This window comes from Chryseobacterium angstadtii (genome assembly GCF_001045465.1).
In the GTDB taxonomy this organism is placed as follows: domain Bacteria; phylum Bacteroidota; class Bacteroidia; order Flavobacteriales; family Weeksellaceae; genus Chryseobacterium; species Chryseobacterium angstadtii.
Map to the genome: position 1 here is coordinate 57,483 of NZ_LFND01000001.1, position 25,540 is coordinate 83,022.

Consider the following 25,540-nt stretch of genomic DNA (forward strand, 5'->3'; position numbering starts at 1 on the left):
ATACTAAATACCACTGTTCCGGAGAAATTATCCTTTAGAAATTATGGTTTAAAGGTCACCAATTTCATTTCCCTGCTTTCTGTTAGTCCGAGTTCGGGTTAAGAAAGTTACGAGGTACGGGTTTGGGAGTCGGAGGGTTGTAGGGTTTGAGAGTTTCGGGAAGTTATGAGTTACGGGTTATGAATGATGAGTTATTTGAGACGCATCTTAGAGCTGGAGGACTTTCACATTTCACTTGCGTAGCAAAATTGAGTACTGACCATTCTAAATCTCATCCTTAGCCTAGAGACCTGAAATCTTTCTATCGCGAATCTCTGGTAATATTAGGAAGTCCTTTGTTCATAAGGGAAAACAAATATCCGTTACGTATAAATACGCAGTGGTGAATTTGGTATTTTCTACTCTAGTACTGCCTCTTTATATATTGTTCCTTTGACTTAACAAAAAACCAACACCTAAGGCGGAATCTGAAAAGCCTCAAAACAGAGTAAGAAAACTAACAACTGAAAAACTATTATCATGGACGAGTACATTGGAATTGTAAAACTATTTGCAGGAAATTTTGCACCTAGAGGCTGGATGTTTTGTGACGGAAGCTTACTAAGAATTGCATCAAACTCTGCTTTATTCTCAATCTTAGGAACCACTTATGGCGGAAACGGTATCGATACTTTTGCGCTGCCTAACCTAAAAGGACGTATGGCACTGGGAGCAGGAAATGTAAATGCTAACGAATTTTATCCTCTTGGGGTAGTAGCCGGGACTACACAAAACACCATTCTTACGCAGAATCTTCCAAGTATAGGAGCAGGATTCCAGCTAAAAGTAGCCAACGTAAATGCAACGGTTTCAGCTCCTTCCGCAACGACTTCTATCGCCATGTCCGGAACTCAGGTAGGAAGAGATTTCAATGCAGTACCCAGCTTTGCTTCGGTAGATCCTGACACGGCCATTAATGCAAGATCTATTTCATACGTAGGACAAAACCTTCCCATGAATAATATGCCGCCTTATTTAGGATTGAACTATATCATCTGTATAGAGGGAATCTACCCTCCACGCAGCTAAACAATAAACCTTTAAAACCTAAATCATGAAAAGAACTATTTTTTTAACCATCTGCAGTCTGTTCATCTCTTTATTTTCTTTTGGACAGACCAGTAGTGAGCTTTTTGAAACAGAATCTAACGGAAGTTCAAGCTTTACTGACAATGGTGTGATTTTTAACATTATTTCTCATGTTGGAGTATTTGACATTCAGGCTAATTATCCGGGAACAGGCTGGAGCGGAACAGCTAATGACAACAGATACATTGATAATTCCAATGATCCTGCCAATCCGCCTTCTTTCAGTATTAAAACAACTTCCAACCTGTTTAAGGTCAACCGTTTCTGGATATTCCTGTCATCTCTTAATCTGGACCTGACAGTAGCGGGAACTCTTACCGTTACCGGAAGACTGAGTGGTGTTACTAAATTTACGCAAACCAAAACGACAGGTTTTACTACCTCTATAGGTACCAGTAATGGATATACTCTGATTGATCTTACCAATTTAAACGGGCAGAATTATTCCAATATCATTATTGATGAGCTTAGGATTACATTAGGAGGAAGCTACAGATATGCCGGTTTTGATGCCTTCACCTGGGTAAAAGACAGCGGCGTGGTGCTTCGAACTGACGAAACTACTTCTTCAGCAAAAACAATGAGCATCTATCCTAATCCTACCAGCGGAGCTCTTTCTATAGCAACAGAAGAAAATATGCAGGCTGAAATTTACAGTCAGGATGGTAAGCTGCTGAAAAATTTTGAAATGAAAAAGGGAACCAATCAGGCAGATATCACTGAGCTTCCAAGCGGAGTCTATATTCTTAAAACGCCTTCCGGTTCTTCTAAAATAATTAAAAAGTAGAATTCTCATTAGTGATTTGTAACCCAAAAAGATTCTAATGCATAAATGATAAATTCCCTGAGTGTTCAGGGAATTTTTGTTTTTATCGGGTCCATTTATGAAGATGCTCTATATCTGCATTTCTTTTTAACAGTGATTGAAACCTCAGCTGTAGCAGAATTCGGCGTCCTTCAATAGTTCTGGTAAAGATTAATTCAGATTGTTCGATTTTTTCGCTCCAGATTTTCGCGAACAGGTCAGCCCCTTTTTTATTTCTGGCAAAGATTTCTGGTACAGGATAATAAATGTACTTATTTGTAAAGAAACGTTTAGCCTTCTGTTTTAGTAAATAACGTGGATTGTCTATCTTGGAAATCACTTCCTGCAAAACCTGGATAAACTGTGACTTCTCGTAATGGCTGCCACCATCCAGATAACAGTAGCTATCACTTTTAGCTCCGGAGCTTACCACTTCCATTTTTTCCGGAGAAGTTGTAATAATTCTCTCATAGATCAAGCATTTCAGTACTACTTCACCTATTAATCCAATATATCCTGCTGTATACTTATATTTCAGATATTGTCTCAATGCACGGTAAAATTTTAAACCATATGCCATAAGGCCTAATCCTCCAAGCAGAAACAGGATCCAAGAAAAGTTTTTCACAGAATCTATCGCCTGTATATTTTTTAATATTCCTAAAAGAAGATCCTGTCCGAAAAGTAAAACAGTTGAGATCATTACTTTTGAAAGATTTGAGGTCATTTTCCCAAGATAAGTCATCTTCATATTGGTCACTGCCATAAGATCTCCAGACGGTATCTTAATTTCTTCAACAAGAATATTCCCTTTATCTAAAGCCGATTTCCATCTTTGTGCCAGATCTTTTCTATTGTTTGCTAAAGAAAAACTCTCTTGATTGATTAATGGAATCTGATCTTCTCTTTCAATGGTTTTAATATTAAGCCTTTCAAAATTATTCTCTATGGAAGTTTCCTTCTCTGCCGAAATTCCTACAAAAGTTTTGAATCTTTTTTTCAAAATATCCATATCCTGCCCGCCATTATCGCTCTGCGAATCAAAACATACGAGATGCCATATGTTTCCGGTCTTTTGCGGACAGTCTTTATCAACTCGTATAACTCTTCCCCGCATTTGGTTGGAAAGAACAAACGAGCTCACAAAGCTAGCAAGGATTAAGGTATTCATTTTAGGAGCATCCCAACCTTCGCCCAGTAAAGCTTTCGTTCCAATTAAAACCTGAATATAGCCATATTGAAAAATTTCCGTGATGATGTGTACGATATCATGCTTTATCTGCTCCGTAAGATTGATCTGAATATAATTTTTATCATAAGTAACCGGAAGAAATGATATTCCGGATATCCCTTTTTTATAACATAGCTCATCCACCTTATCTTTTGCAGATATCGGAATGATGACAATACTTCCGGTCAGAACACCTATTTTTTTATTTTGAATATTTTCCCGTCTTAGCTTTTCGAAAATCGGGATGGCTCCGATTTTATCAAGATGGAGATTATTTTCGGTATCGGTGGACAGGTATTCTTTTTTTATGAAATCGGTAAGAATCACCATTTTCAGATCTTCTTTAAGGACTGAAAATTCAAATTCCGTAATTTTTTTAATGCCTTCAAGTTTTCCGATGCTGGAATTAAGGATTTGACTTACATTTTTATTGTTGAAAAAACTTATGGCCTTTTTCTCCATAAACCCTTGCCTTTTCAACCTGTTGCCAAGAGCAACACGATGTTCTTCTTCATTTTTAAAATTCACTTCATCCACGATCAGATAAAAATCAAGAAGTTCTTCAAACCAGAAAAAATTAAATTCAGGAATGTATTGATCCTGATCGCCAATAATTTCAAAATGGATCTCAGGGATTTCTTTTTTCCTGAAATGAAGATAAATGAGCCCGGAGGTATAAGAGGAAATATTTTCATATATCCAATCCAGATGCTCCATTGGTTGTTGGTAGACAGGATGATTTTCTAATGCATTGAGAAGAATGTCATCATTCTCAATTTCTTTAAAAAAAGCCGCTGCCTGTGTATGATAGTGTTCTATTTTCCTGTGTTCTTCGTAGGATGGCAACGTAAAATATACCAAATCCTGATGTGGACAAAGATCTCCTTCAATCATTAATTCCGGAACAGAAATCTCTACATCTATGGGACCGTTCAGAGCCATATATTTCTGCCACTCAGAACCGGAAACATCGAAAGGAGGTGTTGCAGTAAGAGATACAACTGTAGGATCCATCGAAGCTTTTAACTCCATCAAACTTCTCCACCATGCATTTTTCAGGTGATGAGCTTCATCAAAAATAAAGGTTTTCACCTTCTGCTTCTGCAGCTTCTTTATAATTTCTGTCAAAGAAACTCGGGACGATTTCCTATTAACTTCTGTATCTTCATCATCAGGAAAGCCCGATGCTGCATGAATACCTTGATAGGTTGTGACTGTAATAAGTCCGGGAGCTTTAATATCAGTGGATATCCAGTCCGGCACTGTTTCTGTATCGAGAAAAAGCTCACAAAACCTCTGTACCCATTGATTTTTGACGGCTAAAGTTGGTGCTACGATGAGTGTGGGTTTATTTAATCTCAACATAACTTCCAGTCCCAGTACTGTTTTTCCGGAGCCCGGAGGTGCTGTAACATGCAGATGCCGATCGGTAAGAAATCCGTCCAGATCATCCAGAAATCTCTTCTGATAAGCACGCCAGCTATATTTAAATTTTGCATGAGCAGGAAAAATAGTCATTGTCAATGGTTATGTGATGCAATTAACAGCTATTTTTTCAATGCTAAAATATATTTGTCAATATACAGCTGTTTTTCTTTTGTTTTATACTGTTGGATATATCTCGGATGCTCAAGAATGGTAATGGTTTCAAACAACCGGGATTCTTTATTGAGCGCTGAAATAAATTCTGCATTCTTTTTACCCAGAACGAATACTTCAGAAGTATCTACGCCCAGGCTGATGTGCTTCTTCAAGGAATCAATCATAAATTTTCTGACTGATTCAAAAAGTTTTTTATCATCATAATAATTGGCGTTCAGCCAACCGTTTTTTGTCTTTCTTACAATCGCCAGAGGAAACGGTGAATTGATATACACATCTTTATAGAATTCTTCTGCGCCACCATATTCGGCCATCATATCATACATAAAAACGGAAGAGACTTCATGGGTATGAGCCGACTCCATTTTAATTCCACACACAGCGTCCAGCCTTTTGGTATCGGTAAACGGGACACCCGTCACTCCTGCTCCATGCCGGCTTGGATTGATTCCAATCATAAATTTTCTCTGCCTGTTGTCATTATAATATTTCTGGTAAAATTCCTGCATGACGGTCATGGTTTCCGGATTGTCCAGATATGGATTCATCGCTTCAAATCCATCGGGAAGATTTCCTGTGAATTGCAGATTTTCGTTAAATTCTATGACTTTATCAGCAAATGTTTTCATACTTTTTAGTTAATAAAATAAATAGTCTTTTTGCTTAAAAAATCATTCACCATCAAACTCATCCTCATCTCTTAATCCTTTTATGAAAGCTTCAAAGTTCTCTGCCAGAAATGTCTTTTTATAATCCGATTCCTGATCTACGTGAATGACTTTCGGCTCGCCATCTTTCCCACAATCGGAATAATCAAGCAAAATCATATCATGCCCTGCCGAAGGACAATCACAGATGTAAATTCCTATTGCGGGATATCCCCATTCATCAATCATAAACTGACTTCCAAGTTCTCCACAGATAGAATAGGTTTTCTCTCTTCCGATGCCCATAATTCCGGTAATGCCAATATGATCTTCGGCCCAGGAAGTACTTTCGGAAGTAGGAAAAGAAGATTTCTCCACCAAACCGCCATTGTGTAGTTTCATAAGTTCAATATATGAAGCGGGAAGTTTGTAGCCCAGCTCTTCTTCTATGGATATAATAAGTTCGTCATCAGGAAATGGCTCTTCATAATCTCTTACGGAATAGCTGCTTTCATTCCAGAAGTCCGTAAAATCGAAGTCTTTGAAAAATTGTGTTTCCATATTCTTTAAATAAATGAGATTCTGATTTTATTGTAAAAGTAATTATCATTTTTAATAAAATTATTTTCTTCCTTAAATTTTTAATTTTTACGATTCTTGATCCTTGTCAAGATTTTGAACCTTGACAAGGATTATTAAAACTCATATTCAAGATCAACAGTCTTTTTATGTGACAGTATAAAATTTTCTCTTGTATCAAATAGTTCAATAATCTCATCTCTTTTCAATAAAGTTTTTGAATGGCTCAAAACGGATTGATAAGAGGAAAAATTATATTTTGAATAGTCATGTATTATAGAATGATTTTGTGGATTTTGATGAATATAAATTATCACATTAATTAAATACTCATCCGAAGCAATCAATTTTCTTTTAAATGGAGATTCAATAAGAGCGCCATGCCTTCTGTTTTCTTTATTAAAAGCTTGGGAATAAGAATTGAAAATCCGGGCAAATTGTTTTGAAAAAATATGATGGGGAGAGTGAAGGCCTTTGTCAGGAGCCTTGTCAAGGTTTTGAACCTTGACAAGGCTATCCAATTCAAAATCAGACTTTACCTTCACTAAAAGATGAAAATGATTAGGCATAAGACAATACGCATAAATATCACAAACAGGAACAAGAAATTCAGATATTTTACCGAGAAAGAAAACGTAATTTCGATTTGACTTAAAAATATTTCCGCCGTTGATTCCACGATTATAAATATGGTAAAAACGATCTGCTTCAATTGAAGTAGTTCTGATATCTATCATCTTATTTTGTGTTTTTTGGTTAACCTTACAAATATTATAAAATCTTTTTAAATTTTGATCCATGTCAAGGTTTGAAACCTTGACATGGATTTTAAGAATTCCAGACTCAATTTATCTCAACATATCCATTTGATTTTCAAGTGATTTTTTTTCGTAATTTGGTTTTCAGGAATACAAACCGATATTTTATTTAAAAACTATTAACCGTATGATTGGAATTATAGCTGAGCTTATGATCTCTTGGCTTCTTCTCTGGCTTTTTGAACGAACAAATCTTTCTGTTTTAGGATTTGAGCTCTCCAAAGAAAGAGCATTGCAAGTGGCCGTTGGACTTTTGCTTGCCGCTTCATGCTGCACTCTTTATCATATTATGGCTGTTAATTTTGCAGACAACAGCTGGACTCTCAATACTACTTTCACTTTTCAAGCTGTCGCTACAAGCCTATGGTTTACACTAAAATCTGTAATATTTGAGGAACTTATTTTCAGAGGAGCTCTGTTGTATATCGCGATCAAAAAAATTGGTACTACAAAAGGATGTATCCTTTCTGCGATCTGCTTTGGCATCTACCATTGGTTTTCTTATAATGCTTTGGGCAATCTGTTTCAAATGGGTATTATTTTTCTCATGACTGCTGTTTTCGGATTAATGCTGGCTTTTGCTTTTGCAAGAACCCGCTCACTATATCTTCCGATAGGGCTTCATCTGGGTTGGAATATATTTAATATCATTATTTTTTCCAATGGGCCTTTAGGTGATCAGATTTTTATTAAATCTAACGACAATAAGCTGGATGGTCTCTTATCGCTATTCGTTTTTATATTTCAGATATTTGCCCTTCCATTTCTTGGTTTTCTATATTTGTGGTATTTAAAAACAAAAGGCTCTCTTAAAGCCAAATAAAAACAGCAGCCTTTTCCAGACTGCTGCTATATGGAGCATAATTTATATCAATTAAATCAAACCAAACTGTTCAAAGTGGTGTGTAAAATGTTTTTTGTGCATCAGTTCCCACATTTCTTTATTCAGTTTTCCGAATACATAATTCATGTGCTCAGCTTGTGGATTTTCTCTGTAATATACCGTAAATCTCTGTAAATTATCCAGGAAAGACTGTTTTGCAGCCTCCAGATTCTTATGCTTTGATTCCAGTAAGGTTTTATCTTCTGCCAGGAATGGAGCAGGGAAATCTTTCGGCATTTTTCTGTGATTATAAAGAGAATCCTGCCACTTTTCCAACTGTTCTTCCGGTGTGAAACATTTTTCAGCTTCCGGTTCACCTAAGCTTACCAAAACTCCGTGTTCAAGATGCTCTACCATTTGTTGTGGAGACATTTTTCCCCAGTTTGCAGGGGTACTGTCTGTTAAGCCATTCAGTATTTTCTGAACATTCTTCACATTAAGATCTATGAAAGGAGAATGTTTCGCCACTAAAGTTAAAATAGTTGCAACACAAACGATTTCATCTCTCTGATTCACTACTTCAACCAACCATTTTACAACGCCGGAAGGAATATTTCTTCCTTTTACGCCTCTGTTTATTTTTTCTTTTGCTGTTAAATAAACCGTGATGGTATCTCCTGCGTAAACCGGTTTAAAAAATGAACAGTTTTCTAAACCGTAGTTTGCAATAACAGGTCCTTTTTTCCCTGAAACAAACAGACCCGCTGCTGCTGAAAGGATGAAATATCCGTGGGCTACCGTTTTATCGAAAATAGTTCCCGTTAAGCTCGTAGCATCAGTATGAGCATAGAAATGATCCCATGAAACATTGGAGAAATTAACGATATCTGCATCGGTAACTGTTCTTCCTGCTGTTTCCAGTGAATCTCCCACTTCCACTTCCTCAAAATATTTCTGGAACGGATGCTTGTCTGAGAATTTTTTCTCCGCACCCTGCTGGTATATTTTTGTAATTGCTTTCAGTACATCAGGAGAACCTTGAATGGCTGTTTTCTGAAGGAAGAAATGAAGACCGTTCAATCCGCCCATTTCTTCACCGCCTCCAGCTCTTCCCGGACCTCCGTGCATCAAAGTAGGAAGCGGCGAACCGTGACCCGTACTTTCTTTGGCGTTATCTCTGTTCAGAACAAAAATTCTTCCGTGCTGAGAGGCCATTTTCCATGAAGTTTCTGCAATAAAGCTTTCGTCATGAGATATAATAGAACCTACCAAGCTTCCTTTCCCTCTTTTTGCCAAAGCTGCGGCTTCTTCTGCATCTCTGTACGGCATCAGGGTTGAAACCGGACCGAAAGCTTCTACATCATGAGATATATTTTTCTCAAAAGGTTTATCGTTCAGGAATAATTTAGGGCTCATAAATGCTCCATTGCTATAATCTGCATCTACAAGCTCATGTTTTCCGTCATAAACCAGCTCTGTTTCTGATTTTAAGATATTGACTTTCCTTACCACCTCATCATACTGCTGCTTTCCTACCAAAGATCCCATTCTGGTTTCCCTGCTTAGCGGGTTTCCTATTTTGGTCTGATCTAAAGCTTTGGATAAAGCATTCTGAACATCTCCAATCAAATGTTCAGGAACAATGATTCTTCTGATTGCGGTACATTTCTGACCTGCTTTGGTGGTCATTTCATTACGGACTTCCTTGATGAACAGATCGAATTCCGGTGTACCCGGCTTTGCATCCAAACCAAGAATAGAACAGTTTAAGGAGTCTGCTTCCATATTAAAACGCACTGCATTTCCGGCAACGGATGGCAATGATTTCAACTTTCTTCCTGTATTGGCAGAACCCGTAAACAAGACAGAGTCTCCATCCTGAACATAATCCAGAATATTTCCCGGTTCTCCGCAAACCAATTGAAGAGCCCCTTCAGGAAGAACTCCGCTTTCTATCATATCCTGAAAAACTGCATTGGTAAGATAAGATCCGTAAGGAGAAGGCTTTACAATAGAAGGAACACCCGCCAACAGTGATGTTGACAATTTCTCCAACATTCCCCAAACCGGAAAATTATACGCATTGATCTGAATAGAAACCCCTTCACTTGGAGTTAAAATGTGAGTTCCCAAAAAGGTTCCGTTAGCCGAAATCTTTTGAGTTTCCCCATCTACCCAAAACGGGGTATTCGGAAGCATTCTTTTTGCTAATCCGGAATAGGTAAAGAAAGTACCAAAACCTCCTTCTATATCTACCCATGAATCAGCATGCGTTGCCCCTGTTTTATATGATAATTCGTAATATTTTTTCTTTCTTTCCAAAAGGTAAAGAGCTACCTTTTTCAACATTTCACCTCTGTCATAAAACGTCATAGAAGAAAGGTTTTTGTAGCCTACTGTTCTTCCGTAGTCAAGAGCCTGCTCGAAATTAAGCCCTTCTGTATCTGAAACAGCAACCTGCTCGCCGGTAACGGCATTGTATAAAGGAACTCCGTTTCCGGTACCTTCTACCCATTCTCCGTAGATGTAATTTTTCAGTTTTTCCATATTATTTTTAACTTTTTATTTCTTTTTAATGTCTTTAAACCTTACTTTTTCTTTAAACCTTATAGGTTTTTGAAACCTATAAGGTTTGTTGGCCGTTTATTCTAAATCCATGAAATCATATTCTACATTAGATTGATGATAACCGAGAAAGTCTTCTTTTGTATCAAAATATTTCTGCATTTCTTTTCTTTCAATACGGCTGGCCTTTTCTACATTCGTATATGAATTATATGAAGAGTATTTCCATTTTTCAGCCTTACTTACAAAACCATGATGCACCGGATTATTGTGGATATAATGCAATAGTTTAAGCAGGTATTTTTCGTCCTGTACTCTTTTACGTCTCAAAAAATCAAGAAAAAGTGCCCCTTTTCTGTTATATCTTTTGTTATATGCTTTAGCATAACTATTCAGAAAATTACTAAATGGTCTCATCAAATATTGATGCTCATCTTCAACACCATTCTCGGCTACATCTTTAAATCTCAATAATAAGTGGAAATGATTTGGCATCAAGCAATAAGCATAAATTTCAGCTACCGGAGTGACATATTTTAATAACCTGTCCAAAAAGTATTGATAATTACTATCCTCCACAAACAGCAAGTCTTTTCCGTTGGCATGCGAGTATACATGATAAATATATCCGGACTCAAAATGCTCTGCGATAGTCATTTATTTTTTATTAAATCTAAACTTTATTTCTTAATAATGAGTTGTACTATTTTCCGTCCAGCGATAAAGAGAAAAAACAGAACAAGGAAAAAATCCAGGATCAGGACTGCATCAATAAACAGCATATACAGAAAATCTTTCTGTTTAAGTTTCCTGATCACCTGTTCAGATTCTACATGTTCCAATGCATCTGAAATACCAATTGATTCCCCCAACAGATGAAATCCTGCGTAATTAATGCCTATAAGAGCAATTAACAGGAAAAACCAATATTTCTTCAGAGTATTGATCATTTCTTTTTCTCAAGGAGTTCCAACGCTTCTTTCAATGTATATTTTTTGTATTCGATGCCTGCCATATCTTTAGCATAATCTTCTATCGTCTTACCAAATCCGGACTTCTTTCTCAGTTCGTTGACATGATCAGGATCTTTTATCGGCCACACAAACGAAAGGGTTGTTGTTTTTCCGCTTTTTGTCGAAAAAACTGAACGGACCTGTGTGCCGTAGATCTGTTCTTTGTTTTCGTACATCAGTTTTCGGTCCAGCATCATCGCATACAATCTGAACGGCAGTTCTTCTTCATCTGTTGCTTTTTTGATGAGAGGAAGATATTTTTCAATTTTTGGGGAATGCTGGATGACATACCATACAGCATAGCTTTCAGGTTCGCCGACCATGGATTTTCCGGGATAACCATATTTCTCAATGATCTTCTCAACTTTAACAAGGTTATTCTGATCCTGCTCATCCATAATTTTGATAAGCCCATTGCCAAGATCTTCCGGGGAAAGGTTTTTCTCTTTTGCAATCTCAGCTTTTCTTTCGGGCGCAATGTTGGGCTGCATCAGCTCACGGTAAATCTGATCGTCTTTATAAATCTGAGCAAGTTCTTTTTTAAGCTCGATATTCTGTGATCTTTCTTCCGTTTTCTGACCGTTCATTACAACAGAAAAGAGTATTGCCATCAATAAATACCTCATCATCCTGTATTATTTTTTTGGTTCCTGGTAAGGAAATAGTTTTACCAATCCGTCATAAAGACTTCTGTGCAGAATCGTAGCATGATTGTCTGTTTCCATCATTTTATATTCCACAGTCCAGTTTTTCTTGCCTGCCTTTTTAAGCACATCATAAAGAGATCCTGCATCTTTTACCATTACCGGATGTTCATCTTTTCCTACAGAGACGTAGATGAATTTTTTGGTATCCGGAGCTTTTGAAAGTAAAGCAGGAGCATCTTTTAACAGAATTTGATCACCCCACCATAAACTTGGGCTGATGATAAAATAATTGTTGAACATTTCCGGTTTCTTCAAAAGGATTTCTGTTGCAAGAAGTCCTCCCAGTGATTGTCCAAATAAATATTTGTCGGTGGTTTTATACTGGCTTCCAATGTAGGGCAGTAATTCTTTTTCCAAAAAGCTGATGAATTTATCGGAATGGCCTGCCATAGGAAATTCTTCTTTAAAGTCTTTCAAACCGGTTTCAAATGTGAAATCTCTTTTCCTGTCGATATTGGCAATTCCCACTATGATAGTTTCCGGCATCGCATACATTAAATTGAAAAACTGTACCAGCCCGGAAACGTGGATGATATCTTCATTCATGGAACCATCCAGAAGATAAATAACCGGATAGGATTTTGTTTTATCAAAACCCTGAGGAAGATAAATGTTTAAAACCCGGTCTTCATTTAAAATTTTTGATTTCAATGTCCGGATTTCTCCAATAGCAAGAGGCTTTACATTTTCAGTCTGGCCTAAAACCAAATACTGAAAAGCAAACAGAATGCTGCAGACAATAAGAATCTTTTTGATCATATTAGTTTTCGTTTTTATCATGTAGCCTTACCTATTCAAGATATAAGGCTGAATCATTTATTTCAAATCTGCCCAGATGCTGTAATCTACGGCTTTGGTAGCAGTCTGTTCTACAAATTCTGTGAATGGCTCGCACGGCAGAATGGCTTCTTTCCCTTCTCTTGCCAACTGCTGATAGAGCTTTGTTCCTTCTGTTTTCCAATGAATCATTTCATCTGAAACATCACGGATAATTTTGGCCGGGCTTCCTACAATCAGTTTTCTGGGTTCGCATGTGAAATTAGCAGGAACAAAAGCCAGAGCACCAATAATGCATTCATCGCCAATCACTGCTTTATCCATCACGACCGAGTTCATTCCTACAAGACAGTTTTTACCGATATGTCCGGAATGGATAATAGCGCCATGCCCGATATGAGCAGATTCTTCCAGAATCGTTTCAATATTCGGGAAAACATGAAGGGTACAGTTTTCCTGAACATTAGCTCCGTCTTTGATGATAATTTTCCCCCAATCGCCACGGATTACTGCATTGGGGCCAATATATACTTCTTCACCGATTTCCACATTCCCGATAATCACCGCCTGCGGATGAATATAGGCAGAGGGCTTGATAATGGGGCGGATACCGTGGTATGAGTAGATGTTCATAAAATTTTTGTTAAAAATTTAATTTAACAATGTATCAATCTAACAGTTTACCAATCTCAAAACTCTGAGGTTACATTGATACTGTTACACTGATACATTATTAGATTGTTACATTATTGAAAAAGTTATACTTTTTCAATGATCATTGCATAGCCTTGTCCGACACCGATACAAAGGGTACACAGTGCATATTTCTTATTCTGCTTTTCAAGTTCAATTGCTGCGGAACCTACGATTCTTGCGCCTGACACTCCCAGCGGATGTCCAATAGCAATAGCACCTCCATTCGGATTCACTCTTGAGTCATCATCTTTTAAGCCTAAACTTCTCGTTACGGCTAAAGCTTGTGCTGCAAATGCTTCATTCAGCTCAATAATATCCATATCTTCCAAAGAAAGGTTTAGTCTTTTTAATAGTTTCTGAGTAGCTTCTACAGGCCCGATTCCCATAATTCTAGGTTCTACACCTGCTACAGCTGATCCCAGGATTTTAGCTTTGGGCTTTAACCCATATTTTTTTACGGCTTCTTCACTTGCAAGGATAAGAGCTGCTGCTCCATCATTCATGCCGGATGCATTTCCAGCCGTCACAGTTCCTTCTTTTCTGAATGCCGGACGAAGTTTTCCCAGACCTTCCATTGAGGAGGTTGGTTTGATAAATTCATCCTGAGCAAAAATTTTAGGATCTCCTTTTTTCTGAGGAATCTCAACGTTGACAATTTCTTCTGCCAATCTTCCGCTTTCCTGGGCTTTTGTCGCTTTCTGCTGAGACCAAAGGGCAAATTTATCCTGATCTTCTCTGCTGATGTTGTGGATATCTGCAAGGTTTTCCGCAGTTTCTCCCATTCCGTCCACACCATATAATTCTTTCATTTTCGGATTGACAAAACGCCATCCGAAAGTGGTATCGAACATCTGGCTGTCTCTTCCGAAGGCAGCCCCCGGTTTAGACATTACATAAGGCGAACGCGTCATATGTTCTACACCCCCGGCAATATAAATTTCACCTTCCCCAGCTGCAATAGAACGGAAAGCATTAGCAACCGCAGACATTCCGGAAGCACAAAGCCTGTTAACTGTTTCACCTCCTATTTTATAAGGAAGTCCCGCTAATAACAGAGCCATTCTGGCTACGTTACGGTTATCTTCTCCTGCCTGGTTGGCACATCCAAAAATAACGTCTTCTATTTCTTCTACGGGCACTTCAGGATTTCTGCCAATAACTTCTTTAATAACTACTGCGGCCAAATCATCGGCTCTTACTTCTGATAATCCTCCCTGTAGTTTTGATATCGGGGTTCTTACGTAGTCTATGATGTATACGTTGTTCATTTTTATTAATTTAACAATGTATCAGTTTAACAATGTAACAATTGGATTGGTAGATTGGTACATTTTCAAATTGGTACATTTTGTTTATAGTTCTGTTACTTTTTTTCCGATTTTATAGACGGTTCCGACAAATTTTGCAATGAGTTCATTGTTTTGGTTGGTGATTTTAATGTCGTAAACGGCTGTTTTTCTGGTGTCATTTACCAGAATGCTTTCTGCTCTGAAAACATCACCTTCTTTTCCTGCTTTGGTAAAATTGATGATGCAGTTCAGGGCTACAGCTGCATCTCCGGTATTGTTGGATGAAAATGCGAGCGCAGAGTCTGCAAAAGCAAATGTAACTCCACCGTGAACGGTTCTAAGCCCATTAATCATTTCTTTTTTGATGGGCATTTCAATTAAACAATAATTTTCTTTTACGTCGATCATTTTGATATTCATCCATTGGGAAAAATAATCCTGTTCGAACATATAATCTGCAACTTGTCTCGGCGTCATTTCTTTTAATTTAACAGTGTATCAATGTAACAGTTTACCAGTAGAAATTCCTCAGTAATCCCGGAATGATCAGTGGATTGTTACATTGTTAGATTTATTATATTGTTACATTTTACGAAGTAAAGGGCTTTGTCTGTATCTTTCTTCCTGATATTCTTCGTAAAGGTTTTGCAGGGTTTGAGAGATTTTTGAATACCCTATTTCTTTTCCCCAGCTTAGTAAACCTTTAGGATAATTAACACCTTTCTGCATGGCCAGTTCAATGTCTTCATCATTGGCTACTCCCAGTCTTTTGGCTTCTACAGCTTCATTGATGAGCATTGAAATGATTCTTAAAAAAATCTGCTCATATAGTGCATCGCCTTTCTGTGCAACGGGTTTTTCTGCTCCTTCCGCATAATCATAGAACCCTTTTCCTGTTTTTCTGCCGTGAAGTTTAGCTTCAGACATTCTTTGCTGGAGTAAAGACGGTTTGTATTTCGGGTCGTAGAAGTAGTCTTTATAAACAGTAGTTGTTACAGCAAAATTGACATCAACACCAATTAAATCCATCAGCTCGAAAGGACCCATTTTAAAGTTCCCAATCGTTCTCATGGCTTCGTCTACCTGTTCCGGGGACGCTATATTTTCTTCAACAATTCGAAGGCCTTCTCCGTAGTACGGACGTGCAATTCTGTTGACAATAAATCCAGGAATATCTTTTGCAATAACAGGAACTTTACCCCAATCTTTCATAAGGCTGTACATGTTCTCTGCCAATGATTTTTCCGTTAATAAGGAAGGAATGATTTCAACCAGCGGCATCAACGGAGCCGGATTGAAAAAGTGAATTCCGATGAAACGCTCCGGTTTCTTTAATTCTGCACCAAGAGAGGTGATAGAAATAGATGATGTATTGGACGCAATGATACAGTTTTCGGAAACATAGGTTTCAAGTTCTGTAAATACTTTGGTCTTTATTTCCTTGTTTTCAATGATGGCTTCTATAACCAGATCGGAATTTTTCAGATCCTGTAAAGCCTCACCTTTAACAATATTATTTTTAATTTCTGTGGCTTTTTCCTGAGAAATTTTGGCTTTCTCAACGAGTTTCTGAAGTGTTTTCTCTAAGCCTGAAAGAGCTTTGTCGATTTGAGGAGCATTGGCATCAAATAAAACAACTTTGCATCCTGCTGTTGCAGCCACCTGGGCAATTCCTACGCCCATAGTTCCTGCCCCAATAATTCCTATATTCATAATTTAAATTTGAAGATTTGAAAATGAGTTAATTTGAAAATTTATTAGTGAGAACAATTATTTAATTTTTGAAGTTGAAATAATTTTAGAGAGAATTAGTAAAATTTCCTTTATTTCAAAAAATAATTTTTCATCGGGAGAATCCAAATGTGGAGACTGTAGGCATAGCAAAAGCCAATACTCAGTCTCGTCCGCTTCTTTGGCAGCTATTTTTATTTTATGAATAAAATCGGCTTTGCTTTCAGCATTTTGGGCCTCTCTCACATTCGCCCCAATAGAAGTTCCAGATTTAAAAATTTGATTGGCAAGTGAAAATCTATGAGTCTTATGTAATATTTCCGAAAACTCAATAATATGTAATGCAAACTCAAAAGTTTTATTTACAATAATATTCTCTTTGTCACTTCTCATTTTTAAATTTTCAAATTAACTCATTTTCAAATTAATTATTTTCCTTTATAATCAGGTTTTCTTTTCTGTAAAAAGGCATTTACACCTTCGATGAAGTCTTCTGTTTCTGCAGCTTCCTGTTGTAGATCACCCTCCAGTTCCAATTGTTCTTTTAATGTGTTGGTATAAGACTGGGCAAATGCTTTCTTGGTTAATTTAAGAGCAGCAGTCGGCATATTTGACATTTTTTCAAGAATCTCCATAGATTTCGGAGCAAATTCTTCCTCAGTGAAAACTTCGGCTACCAAACCGTAAGATTTAGATTCTTCCGCTGATAATTTTTTACCGGTAAATGCTAAATAATTCGCTAACTGTCTTCCTAATAATTTTGGTAAGAAATAAGTTCCTCCCGTATCAGGAATCAATCCGATATTTGAAAAGGCCTGGGAGAAATAGGATTTATCTACCGCCAAAACAAAATCGCAAATGAGGGCCAGCATAGCCCCGGCTCCTACTGCAGGACCGTTTACCAATGCCACAACAGGTTTTTTGCAACGCGTGATTTCCGTTACCAAAGGATTGTAGTAATCCACTACAATTTTTCTGATGATATCGTGATCATGGTGTTCGTTACCCTGCACAAAAGCATCATCCAGATTCTGACCGGAACAGAAAGCTCTTCCTCTTCCGGAAATTGCTACGCATCTTACGATAGGGTCTTCACTACATTCTTTAACAAAATCTTTCAGATCTGATAAAGAAGGCTTGGTAAGCGCATTCATGGTTTCCGGCTGATTGAGATAAGCAATTTTCAGTTTTCCGTCAAAATGCGTTTCAATATCAAGTTGTGTATACATGGTTTTTAAATTTAAAATTAATGGGTTAAAAAATTAGAGAATTACACTGCTCTAATTTAACAATATTAAATAATGTGGCAATCTCTCCGGCATAACAATCTAACAGATTAACAATGCTGCAAATAAATCTAACAATGTATCAGTTTAACAGTGTAGCAATTATTTTGCTGTTGTTAAACTGGTACATTGATTTATTGGTACATTAATTAAGTATTTTTTTTGTCCAAGTTTTATTATTTTCATCCAATATTTTTACAATATAATTTCCTCTGCTTAGAATCTCAAATCTGAATCGATCGGAAAGTACCTTATCATACTCCCTAACCAATTTACCCGAGAAGTCAAATATTTTGACATTCTTCATTTTATTCTTTGATATAATTTCGAAGGAATTGGAATCTTTATATATATTTATTTCAGCAGCATTATCTGTAATAATCCTTTTTAAGGATTTATTTGATGCTACTTCCGGATTGGGTGTCAAATATCGGGGCTGTAAATTAATATCCCCTTCACACTTATTATTCCACCAGTCTATAATTTCATTTAATATAAAATTTTGTGGACTGCTGCTCATCTGATTTTTGAAAACCTGAAGTTTCGAGTCTTTACCTGATACATTATACATTGCAAAAATATGAGATTTACTATCGTTACCTAAATTGAAATCAACAATTTTCCCACTTGTCTTCTTCGGGTTATAGTTCATTGAATTCCAAAAACCAGGAGCACCTAAATAGTTGAAGCCAGATGTATTTCCCTGAAACAGGTGTAATTTTGTCTGGTTCGTATCAGATTCGTAAAGCACTGCAATATCATCAGCATTATTGTCTCCGTCAAAGTCACCTGAAACAATCCTATTGACAAACTGAGCAGAAGGATATCCAGGATCACTCCACCTGTTTTCAAAATCAAATTTCACCCCTGTCCCTTTAAATACATGTATACTGCTCGCATCATTACTATCCTTATAAAAAACAGCAATATCATCATTTTTACCATCACTATCAAAATCTCCGGATACTATATTACTTACAGTTTTATCTGATGAATAATTTTCATTTTTCCAAAATCCTTCGGCTCCTAAATATTTAAATGGCAAATTAGCTCCCTGTCCCTGGAATATGTGTATTCTGGTTTCATTATTACCATATCTGTAAAATGTGGCAATATCATCGTGATTACCATCATTATCAAAATCTCCTGATACTATCTTATCACCTATCAGGTCCGTATAATATCCCGTATCTCCCCAATTCCCTTGAGCTCCAGTATACTCAAAGTCTGTTCCTGTACCTTTGAATAAATGTATTCTGGTTTCTCCATTACCATAATCATACATGACCGCTATATCATCAAACTTTCCATCACTGTCAAAATCTCCGGAAACCACTCTATTTGAAAATGCACTTAAAGGATATCCTGTAGATTTCCATACTTTTTTGACAGAAGATACTGTCCCGGTAGGTGAAATTTTAGCTACGTTTAAAAAAGTCATATCTCCATTCGTTGAAAAGTAGGCAATCTCATTTTTTATACCATCATGATCAAAGTCCAGAGAAACGGGTCTGGAAGTTTTTTCTGAATCAAAGAAGTTGGTATTATCTACTTCAAACACTTTAGTATTATTGGCCATCGCCTTTGTATAATCCAGATAAAAAGCCAGAGAGGGCATATATATTACTGATTTATAATTCCCCTGCCCGTTTGTAATTGGCTTTATCCATTCTCCGGTAGAAGCACTTACTATATTAAGTAATTTTTTTAATTCTTTAGTTTCTGTTTCACTAAAATTATCCGCAGCAAATCGGGAATAGTATGCAAGCAGTGCAATACATTCAACAATATCATCAGAATAATAATATCCATATTTTGGATCAGGTAAAGGATTACAATACTTGTCATTATAAACATAGCTTGTTGCTCCAAAACTACCCCCCGGCCGATAATCCACCCGATACTTTATAATATGATTGGTTGCTTTTTTTATAGAAGAAGATAACATCTCTCTAGTCTGTATATCAGATTTAGGGATACAGTCTAACGCATCTATAAGAGCCCTGAGTGTAATCGTATGATAAACAATTTTAGATTCATGAAATATATTATCCTGCGGCCCTGCTCCTTCTTTCCACGTTCCGTTACAAATATCATTTTCATTGTTACTATTGTAATATTGTCTATTTGCAAACCACTCTCCTAATTCTTTAATTCTTTCGAGATACTTACAATCACCTGTAATTTTATAAGCTTTTGATAATCCCCACAAGCCAAATGCTGTATAGTTAACAGAATTATAATCTGCATTATAACTTGGCGAATTATAATCTGGATCAGTGGGTTGGGTAAGATCATCATTTATAGCTTTTCTCCATATATGCTCTGCACTTTTAACGATTGTCTGATACAAATTTTCAGGCAGTGCAATATTATTTTTTTTCAGATACAGATATCCTTCACATAAAGCTGCTAAAGCATTTCCTGTTTCATAAACAAGAACCCTGTTATAGGCTCCAGTTCTCTGGACATTATCATTCTGTTCGAAACTTGTCTGGGCATTCCCAGGCTGGGTTTCACCTCTCGTCCACCAATAAATATAACCTCCATTGGGCTGAATCTGACTAATTAAATATTTTAATCCCTGCACAATAGTTTGGTAGTTATTTTGATTTCCAAAATAATTATCAAAATGGATCAGTGCCCTGATCTGTTTACCCGTATCCCTGGGCTGTGGATGGCTGCTCCAATATGGTGCTAAATAACCAGGTATTGTAGTATCACTCTCGTAGAACTTTTGGTAACCATTTATATTTGGATTCTGCTGATATTCGTATCCGCTAAAATATCCCCTGAACCAAGAACCTTCGTCCCAGTTTCCATTTGCATACTCTGGCTGATAGTTATTAGCAGGATTTATAGAAGTTAGTTTAGGCTGTGCCATAAATGTTTTACTTAGAGTAATTACATTTTGTATCGCTGTATTATCTACAGCAACTGCACTATTAAAATTTGAGGGAATATTATGTATTAAAGGTTGAGTTTGAGCACTCAACAATGAAGAGAAAAAAAATAAGCTTAAAAAATATTTCATACTATTGGATTTTTTATAAAATTTGATTCTAAATCTTTTATATGTAACAATCTAACAGATTAACAATGCTGCAAATAAATCTAGTAATGTAGCAGTCTAACAATTATTCTAGCATTGTTAGACTGCTGCATTATATCATTCAAATAATTAAATAATTACGTTATTATAAAAATTTTCGTGATAAATTGTCTGGCCAGGAACATCTGCATCACGTATTGGTTCAGTTGCATTATAAATCAAATTATCTTTAACAAATATTTTATTGGTACGTATAAAGAATCCCATACTAAGATTCTCAACGGTATTACCTGCAACAGTAACCTTATTCTCCAGGGTTTTACCAGTATTAATAACGATTCCAGCTCCTGTACTATTCCCGGAAATAAAATTGTCATTAATAAGTACTCTACCCATAAATTTAGATTTTGACTCTAAACCATTTATCTGAATTCCTACAAACCCATTAAAACTGGTTTCTGGTCTTGCATTAAGATGATTATCATTGATATAAATTTTCTCTATTTTTTTTGGTTCAAGCGGAACATTATTAAATCCTGTTTTAAATCCTTCTATATTAATCCCGATTCCTATCAGATTAAAAGCCTGATTATTATTAATTGATACCACACTTACATCACCATGTATTCTGATCCCATATCTCAAATTATACATTTTATTATTTGAGATCTCAATATTTTCAGCTGCACAGAAAGGAGAAAGCCCCTGAATGCTAATTCCATGACTCAATTCTGTTGCTGCATCCAGAATGTTATTATTGATACTTATATTCTTAAATATGGTTTGATTATATTTTTCCGCTTCTCTTGAAGCAGCCATAATCATCCCATCCTGATCAGCAATCAACTGATGAATAACGTTATTGCAAATAATCCCATTTTCTCTGGTTCCATCAAACCTGATAGCTCCCCAAATCATATTCTTGAATATATTATTGGAAATTATAAAATTATTCACATTATCATAAAAATCTATGGCATAAAGTCTGTGCACTCCAGTATGATTTCTTCCACAATATTCAAAGTAGTTATTGTTTATGAATACTGACCCCTTTTCTCCAAGCTCATAAGCATAAATAGCAACTACCCCATGATCCGGATTGTGATTTTCTGCATTTTTGAACGCATTATTTTCTACGATGACCTTTGCATAAGGACATTGCGCGACAACTAAATGCTCCATCACATAAATTTGTTCCTGAACTCCGCTTTCAAAAAGACTGTTATTGATATTTATATCTCCATAACAAGAATAAATACGTACAGCCCGATTATACAAATCAAAAAAATGACAATTTGTAATTTCTATATTACTTGATTCAAAAAAATAGATCCCACTATTAAACTCTTTATGAGCGGCATCGTCTGCAGTACTATAAGTAATTAAATTACTTTTATTCTGATCGAACCTAAGTCCTTCTATGATAACATTATGACAACGAATAAAGCTAAAATAAAATCCTTCAAGACGGCCTTCATTCTTTTTATCCGATTTTACTACTGTATGCTGCTTATCTCCCAACAGCCTGAAACACGTAATGTCCTGAAAAGAAAGTTGTTCATTAACAATATATTCTTTCGCATCAAATCTTAAAGTTGCTCCTAAATATGCTGCAGTATTAATTGCTTTAGTTAGCATGACTTTATCTCCTGTCCCATTTGTTAAATCAGTGGGATAAGTACATCTGTACCATTCTATATTAATGGTATTATCTGTATAAATGGCTTTATAATATTTGCCATTTTCTTGTCTCAGAACAACACCATCTAATAAGCTGTTAATAATAGGGGCTATTTCCTGATAACGGATCACTTCTCCGGTATTGTGAAATGTTTTAATAAGAGTGGATTCCTCACAGGTTGATGGAAATTTTTGGCTGTTGCAATTGGTCATAATAAATGTTTTGTGTTGATTGTTTTATATAAGATCATTAAAAAATGATACTGAAGCAAAACTAAGCGCTGCTAACGACAAAACTTGTCGTATCATTTTATCGTTTACCTAATAAAATCATCTATTTTGACAATGACTTTTTAATATTTAATGACATTTAAAATAATCAAACGGCTCCAGACAGTCCAAGCACTGATAAGAGGCTTTACACAATGTAGACCCGAATCTGCTGATCTGTTTTGAATTCATGGAACCACAACGCGGACATTTTTTCGGTTTCCCGATGTGATGTTCGTCTGCTCCTTTTTCCGGAGGTGTGATTCCGTAAATACGAAGTTTTTCTCTTGCTTCATCCGTTAACCAGTCTGTTGTCCATATCGGAAACATTTTGGTTACCACTTTGGCGTCCCAGCCGTTTTCCTTCATTATTTTCGTAATATCTTCCTCGATGGTGAACATGGCAGGACAGGCAGAATAAGTAGGTGTAATCGTTACCTCGCAAGTATTTTCACCGGTAACTTTTGCCTCTCTTACAATACCTAATTCTACCACATTGATCACCGGAATTTCGGGATCGGGAACCTGGGACAGTATGTTTAATAAAGTATTCATTTTTAATTTGAGAATTTGAGAATTGGATAATTTGAAAATTTGAAAATGCAAAACTCCTTGTCATTTTCAAATTAACTTATTTTCAAATTGTCTCATTATTTTACCACGTACAACCAGGATAAGCTCTCTGCATATACTGTAGCTCGCAAAGAATAAATCCGAAATATTCTGTATGATATCCTGTTCTTGATTTGGGCTGCATAAACGGATTTGAAGGATATTCCAATCCATATTCTGCAAAATCTTTTTGGGTAATCGCTAAGAATTCTTTATATAATTCATCTCCATCCGGAGCAATGTTTAAAGCAACTAAATCATCTTCTCCTTCCACTTTCGCAAATAAACCTTTGGTGTATTCCCAGATATTTTCAAGAGCTTTTACCAAACGTTCACGGCTTTCTTCCGTTCCCTGAGCGAAGATTTTCATCCAGGATGAAGCGTGAGTATAGTGATATTTTACTTCTTTAAAAGATTTCTGAGCCAATGCAGAAAGTTCTTCGTCTGCAGAGTTTGACAATGCCTGAAACATCAGTTTCTGGTATACAGAGAAAACATATACTTTAAGAATAGTCTGCGCATAATCTTCATTAGGAAGTTCAACCCAATGGGCGTTTACATATTCATGCTCGTATCTTAAAAATGCCAGATCATCTTCACTTTTTCCGTTGTCGGCTACTCTTGATGCGTAGACATAAAAGTTGTTGGCCTGGCCAAGTTCGTCCAATGCAATATTGGTTAAGGCAATATCTTCCTCCAAATAAGGGCCTTCACCACACCATGCAGACAGTCTTTGCCCCATGATGAAGCTGTCATCTGCAAACTTTAATAAATAATTATATAATGGGTTCATTTTTATAGAATTTAGAAATTAGAGGTTAGAAATTAGACTAAATTCTAGAATCTAACTTCTAACTTCTTTATTACATATTTTTTACATCATTCGGGATATCGTAGAACGTAGGATGACGGTATAGTTTGTCATCTGCCGGATCAAAGAAAGCTTCCTTATCTACTCCTTCCGAAGTCACAATATATTTACTTGGAACTACCCAAACAGAAGTTCCTTCTTTTCTTCTGGTGTAAACGTCTCTTGCGTTCTGCAAAGCCATTTCTGCTGTTGGTGCCTGTACTATTCCTGCGTGTTTGTGAGATAATCCCGGTTTAGTCTGAATAAACACTTCCCACATATCTAAATTGGCCATAATCAAAATTAATTTAGCAATGTACCAATGTAACAGTTTACCAATAATTAGATTCTTCGCTTTGCTCAGAAATATGGATTGTTACATTTATACATCGGTATATTGTTACATTATTATATTACTTCTTTTTGTTGTTTTTCTGCAAAAGCGGCCGCTGCTTCTTTTACCCAAGCATTTTCCTGCTGCGCTTTTACTTTGGTCTGTAATCTTTTCTTATTACAAGGTCCGTTTCCTTTTAAGATTTCCATGAATTCATCCCACGGAAGTTCTCCGAAATCGTAGTGTTGTCTTTCTTCATTCCACTTCAAGTCTTTATCCGGAACTGTTAATCCTAAGAATTCAGCCTGGGAAACGGTAACGTCAATAAATCTCTGACGAAGGCTATCGTTGCTTTCTCTTTTCACTCTGTAATTCATTGAAATCTTAGAGTTCGGTGAACTGTCGTCATTCGGACCAAACATCATCAAAGCCGGCCACCAGAAACGGTTCAATGAAGCCTGAGCCATTTCTTTCTGTTGCTTTGTACCACGACAAAGTGCCATTAGAATTTCATACCCCTGTCTTTGGTGGAAAGATTCTTCTTTACAGATTTTCACCATCGCTCTTGAATAAGGACCGTAAGAGTTCCCCATCAGCATTACCTGGTTCATGATCGCAGCTCCATCTACCAACCAACCGATGGCACCGATATCTGCCCAGCTCAGTGTAGGATAGTTGAAGATACTCGAGTATTTCGCCTTCCCTTCCAGCATATCTTCATAAGTGGCATCTCTGTCTGCTCTGATGGTTCCGTTTCCTAAAGTTTCGGTTGCAGAATAAAGATATAAACCGTGCCCTGCCTCATCCTGAACTTTAGCCAAAAGAGCCATTTTTCTTCTCAATGAAGGCGCTCTTGAAATCCAGTTGGCTTCCGGCAGCATTCCTACAATTTCAGAATGTGCGTGTTGTGAAATCTGACGAACCAATAGTTTTCTGTAATCATCGGGCATTACATCTTTGGGTTCTACTTTATTTTCTTCGTGAACGTATTGAACAAATTTTTCTAAATCCATAATTTTCAATTTAGCAATGTATCAGTTTAACA

The 25,540-nt window shown here is 36.6% G+C and carries 24 protein-coding genes; 3 read left to right on the forward strand and 21 right to left on the reverse strand.

The genetic code is table 11. From position 1 onward, the window contains the following. The first annotated feature begins 519 nt into the window (after nucleotides 1-519). Together ACM46_RS00240 and ACM46_RS00245 are read left to right on the forward strand one after the other, a co-directional pair. Nucleotides 520-1,068 (forward strand): phage tail protein, encoded by a 549-nt coding sequence (locus ACM46_RS00240; protein ID WP_048504636.1) that lies wholly within the window; start codon nucleotides 520-522, stop codon nucleotides 1,066-1,068. Between the two features lie 25 nt (nucleotides 1,069-1,093). Beyond that, a complete protein-coding gene (locus ACM46_RS00245) occupies nucleotides 1,094-1,915 on the forward strand; it encodes a T9SS type A sorting domain-containing protein (protein WP_048504637.1) in 822 nt (273 codons plus the stop codon). An 82-nt stretch (nucleotides 1,916-1,997) separates the two neighbouring features. On the opposite strand, the gene ACM46_RS00250 is transcribed toward ACM46_RS00245, so the two are convergent. From ACM46_RS00250 to ACM46_RS00265, 4 genes are all read right to left on the reverse strand, one after another. Continuing rightward, nucleotides 1,998-4,682, reverse strand: a complete 2,685-nt coding sequence (locus ACM46_RS00250; RefSeq protein WP_048504638.1) for a DEAD/DEAH box helicase family protein — start codon at nucleotides 4,680-4,682, stop codon at nucleotides 1,998-2,000. 29 nt (nucleotides 4,683-4,711) lie between these two features. Then, a complete protein-coding gene (locus tag ACM46_RS00255; RefSeq protein WP_048504639.1) occupies nucleotides 4,712-5,395 on the reverse strand; it encodes an SMUG2 DNA glycosylase family protein in 684 nt (227 codons plus the stop codon). 42 nt (nucleotides 5,396-5,437) lie between these two features. Further along, the gene (locus tag ACM46_RS00260; RefSeq protein ID WP_048504640.1) at nucleotides 5,438-5,974 is read right to left on the reverse strand and encodes an SMI1/KNR4 family protein; all 537 of its coding nucleotides are present in this window, start codon (nucleotides 5,972-5,974) and stop codon (nucleotides 5,438-5,440) included. A 134-nt stretch (nucleotides 5,975-6,108) separates the two neighbouring features. After that, nucleotides 6,109-6,792, reverse strand: coding sequence for a transposase (locus ACM46_RS00265; protein WP_241485942.1), 684 nt, complete (start codon nucleotides 6,790-6,792; stop codon nucleotides 6,109-6,111). Between the two features lie 145 nt (nucleotides 6,793-6,937). Between ACM46_RS00265 and ACM46_RS00270 the strand changes: the two genes are divergently transcribed. Next, nucleotides 6,938-7,633, forward strand: a complete 696-nt coding sequence (locus ACM46_RS00270) for a CPBP family intramembrane glutamic endopeptidase (RefSeq protein ID WP_048504642.1) — start codon at nucleotides 6,938-6,940, stop codon at nucleotides 7,631-7,633. Between the two features lie 51 nt (nucleotides 7,634-7,684). On the opposite strand, the gene paaZ is transcribed toward ACM46_RS00270, so the two are convergent. The 17 genes from paaZ to paaA form a co-directional block, all read right to left on the reverse strand. Further along, nucleotides 7,685-10,180, reverse strand: a complete 2,496-nt coding sequence (gene paaZ / locus ACM46_RS00275; protein ID WP_048504643.1) for a phenylacetic acid degradation bifunctional protein PaaZ — start codon at nucleotides 10,178-10,180, stop codon at nucleotides 7,685-7,687. Between the two features lie 96 nt (nucleotides 10,181-10,276). Next, nucleotides 10,277-10,855 (reverse strand): transposase, encoded by a 579-nt coding sequence (locus ACM46_RS00280; RefSeq protein ID WP_048504644.1) that lies wholly within the window; start codon nucleotides 10,853-10,855, stop codon nucleotides 10,277-10,279. A gap of 23 nt (nucleotides 10,856-10,878) precedes the next feature. Next, nucleotides 10,879-11,148 carry a hypothetical protein gene (locus tag ACM46_RS00285; RefSeq protein WP_048504645.1) on the reverse strand — a complete coding sequence of 90 codons (270 nt, stop codon included), beginning with the start codon at nucleotides 11,146-11,148 and terminating at the stop codon, nucleotides 10,879-10,881. Continuing rightward, on the reverse strand, nucleotides 11,145-11,840 hold the full coding sequence (locus ACM46_RS00290; protein ID WP_241485943.1) for a DUF6624 domain-containing protein: 696 nt from the start codon (nucleotides 11,838-11,840) through the stop codon (nucleotides 11,145-11,147). The genes ACM46_RS00285 and ACM46_RS00290 overlap by 4 nt, the downstream gene beginning before the upstream one ends. 6 nt (nucleotides 11,841-11,846) lie before the next feature. Next, nucleotides 11,847-12,677: an alpha/beta hydrolase gene (locus ACM46_RS00295; RefSeq protein ID WP_048505535.1), complete on the reverse strand. Its 831-nt coding sequence runs from the start codon at nucleotides 12,675-12,677 to the stop codon at nucleotides 11,847-11,849. Nucleotides 12,678-12,734: 57 nt separating this feature from the next. Next, complete coding sequence (locus ACM46_RS00300) at nucleotides 12,735-13,328, reverse strand: acyltransferase (protein ID WP_048504647.1); 594 nt, start codon at nucleotides 13,326-13,328, stop codon at nucleotides 12,735-12,737. 125 nt (nucleotides 13,329-13,453) lie between these two features. Next, complete coding sequence (gene pcaF, locus ACM46_RS00305) at nucleotides 13,454-14,659, reverse strand: 3-oxoadipyl-CoA thiolase (protein ID WP_048504648.1); 1,206 nt, start codon at nucleotides 14,657-14,659, stop codon at nucleotides 13,454-13,456. Nucleotides 14,660-14,743: 84 nt separating this feature from the next. Further along, nucleotides 14,744-15,157, reverse strand: a complete 414-nt coding sequence (locus ACM46_RS00310) for a PaaI family thioesterase (RefSeq protein WP_048504649.1) — start codon at nucleotides 15,155-15,157, stop codon at nucleotides 14,744-14,746. 105 nt (nucleotides 15,158-15,262) lie between these two features. Continuing rightward, nucleotides 15,263-16,393, reverse strand: coding sequence for a 3-hydroxyacyl-CoA dehydrogenase NAD-binding domain-containing protein (locus tag ACM46_RS00315; RefSeq protein ID WP_048504650.1), 1,131 nt, complete (start codon nucleotides 16,391-16,393; stop codon nucleotides 15,263-15,265). A gap of 57 nt (nucleotides 16,394-16,450) precedes the next feature. Continuing rightward, complete coding sequence (locus ACM46_RS00320) at nucleotides 16,451-16,804, reverse strand: four helix bundle protein (RefSeq protein ID WP_048504651.1); 354 nt, start codon at nucleotides 16,802-16,804, stop codon at nucleotides 16,451-16,453. A 35-nt stretch (nucleotides 16,805-16,839) separates the two neighbouring features. Continuing rightward, nucleotides 16,840-17,640 (reverse strand): enoyl-CoA hydratase/isomerase family protein, encoded by an 801-nt coding sequence (locus ACM46_RS00325; protein WP_048504652.1) that lies wholly within the window; start codon nucleotides 17,638-17,640, stop codon nucleotides 16,840-16,842. A gap of 202 nt (nucleotides 17,641-17,842) precedes the next feature. Next, complete coding sequence (locus ACM46_RS00330) at nucleotides 17,843-20,731, reverse strand: T9SS type A sorting domain-containing protein (RefSeq protein WP_117614415.1); 2,889 nt, start codon at nucleotides 20,729-20,731, stop codon at nucleotides 17,843-17,845. 147 nt (nucleotides 20,732-20,878) lie between these two features. Next, nucleotides 20,879-22,642 (reverse strand): right-handed parallel beta-helix repeat-containing protein, encoded by a 1,764-nt coding sequence (locus ACM46_RS00335; RefSeq protein ID WP_048504654.1) that lies wholly within the window; start codon nucleotides 22,640-22,642, stop codon nucleotides 20,879-20,881. 147 nt (nucleotides 22,643-22,789) lie between these two features. Then, entirely contained in the window at nucleotides 22,790-23,254 is a 465-nt protein-coding gene (gene paaD, locus ACM46_RS00340; RefSeq protein ID WP_048504655.1) for a 1,2-phenylacetyl-CoA epoxidase subunit PaaD, read from the reverse strand. Between the two features lie 100 nt (nucleotides 23,255-23,354). Next, entirely contained in the window at nucleotides 23,355-24,104 is a 750-nt protein-coding gene (gene paaC / locus ACM46_RS00345) for a 1,2-phenylacetyl-CoA epoxidase subunit PaaC (protein WP_048504656.1), read from the reverse strand. A gap of 70 nt (nucleotides 24,105-24,174) precedes the next feature. After that, nucleotides 24,175-24,456, reverse strand: coding sequence for a 1,2-phenylacetyl-CoA epoxidase subunit PaaB (paaB, locus tag ACM46_RS00350; RefSeq protein WP_034725794.1), 282 nt, complete (start codon nucleotides 24,454-24,456; stop codon nucleotides 24,175-24,177). A gap of 113 nt (nucleotides 24,457-24,569) precedes the next feature. After that, complete coding sequence (paaA, locus tag ACM46_RS00355) at nucleotides 24,570-25,508, reverse strand: 1,2-phenylacetyl-CoA epoxidase subunit PaaA (RefSeq protein WP_048504657.1); 939 nt, start codon at nucleotides 25,506-25,508, stop codon at nucleotides 24,570-24,572. Between the last annotated feature and the right edge of the window lie 32 nt (nucleotides 25,509-25,540).

What these genes read in the sequence shown, in the direction of transcription:
- paaB (WP_034725794.1), bottom strand. Translation starts at nt 24,456, where the DNA reads ATGGCCAATTTAGATATGTGGGAAGTGTTTATTCAGACTAAACCGGGA.
- ACM46_RS00265 (WP_241485942.1), bottom strand. Translation starts at nt 6,792, where the DNA reads ATGGATCAAAATTTAAAAAGATTTTATAATATTTGTAAGGTTAACCAA.
- paaD (WP_048504655.1), bottom strand. Translation starts at nt 23,254, where the DNA reads ATGAATACTTTATTAAACATACTGTCCCAGGTTCCCGATCCCGAAATT.
- ACM46_RS00310 (WP_048504649.1), bottom strand. Translation starts at nt 15,157, where the DNA reads ATGACGCCGAGACAAGTTGCAGATTATATGTTCGAACAGGATTATTTT.
- ACM46_RS00260 (WP_048504640.1), bottom strand. Translation starts at nt 5,974, where the DNA reads ATGGAAACACAATTTTTCAAAGACTTCGATTTTACGGACTTCTGGAAT.
- ACM46_RS00290 (WP_241485943.1), bottom strand. Translation starts at nt 11,840, where the DNA reads ATGATGAGGTATTTATTGATGGCAATACTCTTTTCTGTTGTAATGAAC.
- paaC (WP_048504656.1), bottom strand. Translation starts at nt 24,104, where the DNA reads ATGAACCCATTATATAATTATTTATTAAAGTTTGCAGATGACAGCTTC.
- ACM46_RS00300 (WP_048504647.1), bottom strand. Translation starts at nt 13,328, where the DNA reads ATGAACATCTACTCATACCACGGTATCCGCCCCATTATCAAGCCCTCT.
- ACM46_RS00270 (WP_048504642.1), top strand. Translation starts at nt 6,938, where the DNA reads ATGATTGGAATTATAGCTGAGCTTATGATCTCTTGGCTTCTTCTCTGG.
- ACM46_RS00315 (WP_048504650.1), bottom strand. Translation starts at nt 16,393, where the DNA reads ATGAATATAGGAATTATTGGGGCAGGAACTATGGGCGTAGGAATTGCC.
- ACM46_RS00330 (WP_117614415.1), bottom strand. Translation starts at nt 20,731, where the DNA reads ATGAAATATTTTTTAAGCTTATTTTTTTTCTCTTCATTGTTGAGTGCT.
- ACM46_RS00250 (WP_048504638.1), bottom strand. Translation starts at nt 4,682, where the DNA reads ATGACTATTTTTCCTGCTCATGCAAAATTTAAATATAGCTGGCGTGCT.
- pcaF (WP_048504648.1), bottom strand. Translation starts at nt 14,659, where the DNA reads ATGAACAACGTATACATCATAGACTACGTAAGAACCCCGATATCAAAA.
- ACM46_RS00285 (WP_048504645.1), bottom strand. Translation starts at nt 11,148, where the DNA reads ATGATCAATACTCTGAAGAAATATTGGTTTTTCCTGTTAATTGCTCTT.
- ACM46_RS00240 (WP_048504636.1), top strand. Translation starts at nt 520, where the DNA reads ATGGACGAGTACATTGGAATTGTAAAACTATTTGCAGGAAATTTTGCA.
- paaZ (WP_048504643.1), bottom strand. Translation starts at nt 10,180, where the DNA reads ATGGAAAAACTGAAAAATTACATCTACGGAGAATGGGTAGAAGGTACC.
- ACM46_RS00335 (WP_048504654.1), bottom strand. Translation starts at nt 22,642, where the DNA reads ATGACCAATTGCAACAGCCAAAAATTTCCATCAACCTGTGAGGAATCC.
- paaA (WP_048504657.1), bottom strand. Translation starts at nt 25,508, where the DNA reads ATGGATTTAGAAAAATTTGTTCAATACGTTCACGAAGAAAATAAAGTA.
- ACM46_RS00280 (WP_048504644.1), bottom strand. Translation starts at nt 10,855, where the DNA reads ATGACTATCGCAGAGCATTTTGAGTCCGGATATATTTATCATGTATAC.
- ACM46_RS00320 (WP_048504651.1), bottom strand. Translation starts at nt 16,804, where the DNA reads ATGAGAAGTGACAAAGAGAATATTATTGTAAATAAAACTTTTGAGTTT.
- ACM46_RS00245 (WP_048504637.1), top strand. Translation starts at nt 1,094, where the DNA reads ATGAAAAGAACTATTTTTTTAACCATCTGCAGTCTGTTCATCTCTTTA.
- ACM46_RS00295 (WP_048505535.1), bottom strand. Translation starts at nt 12,677, where the DNA reads ATGATCAAAAAGATTCTTATTGTCTGCAGCATTCTGTTTGCTTTTCAG.
- ACM46_RS00325 (WP_048504652.1), bottom strand. Translation starts at nt 17,640, where the DNA reads ATGTATACACAACTTGATATTGAAACGCATTTTGACGGAAAACTGAAA.
- ACM46_RS00255 (WP_048504639.1), bottom strand. Translation starts at nt 5,395, where the DNA reads ATGAAAACATTTGCTGATAAAGTCATAGAATTTAACGAAAATCTGCAA.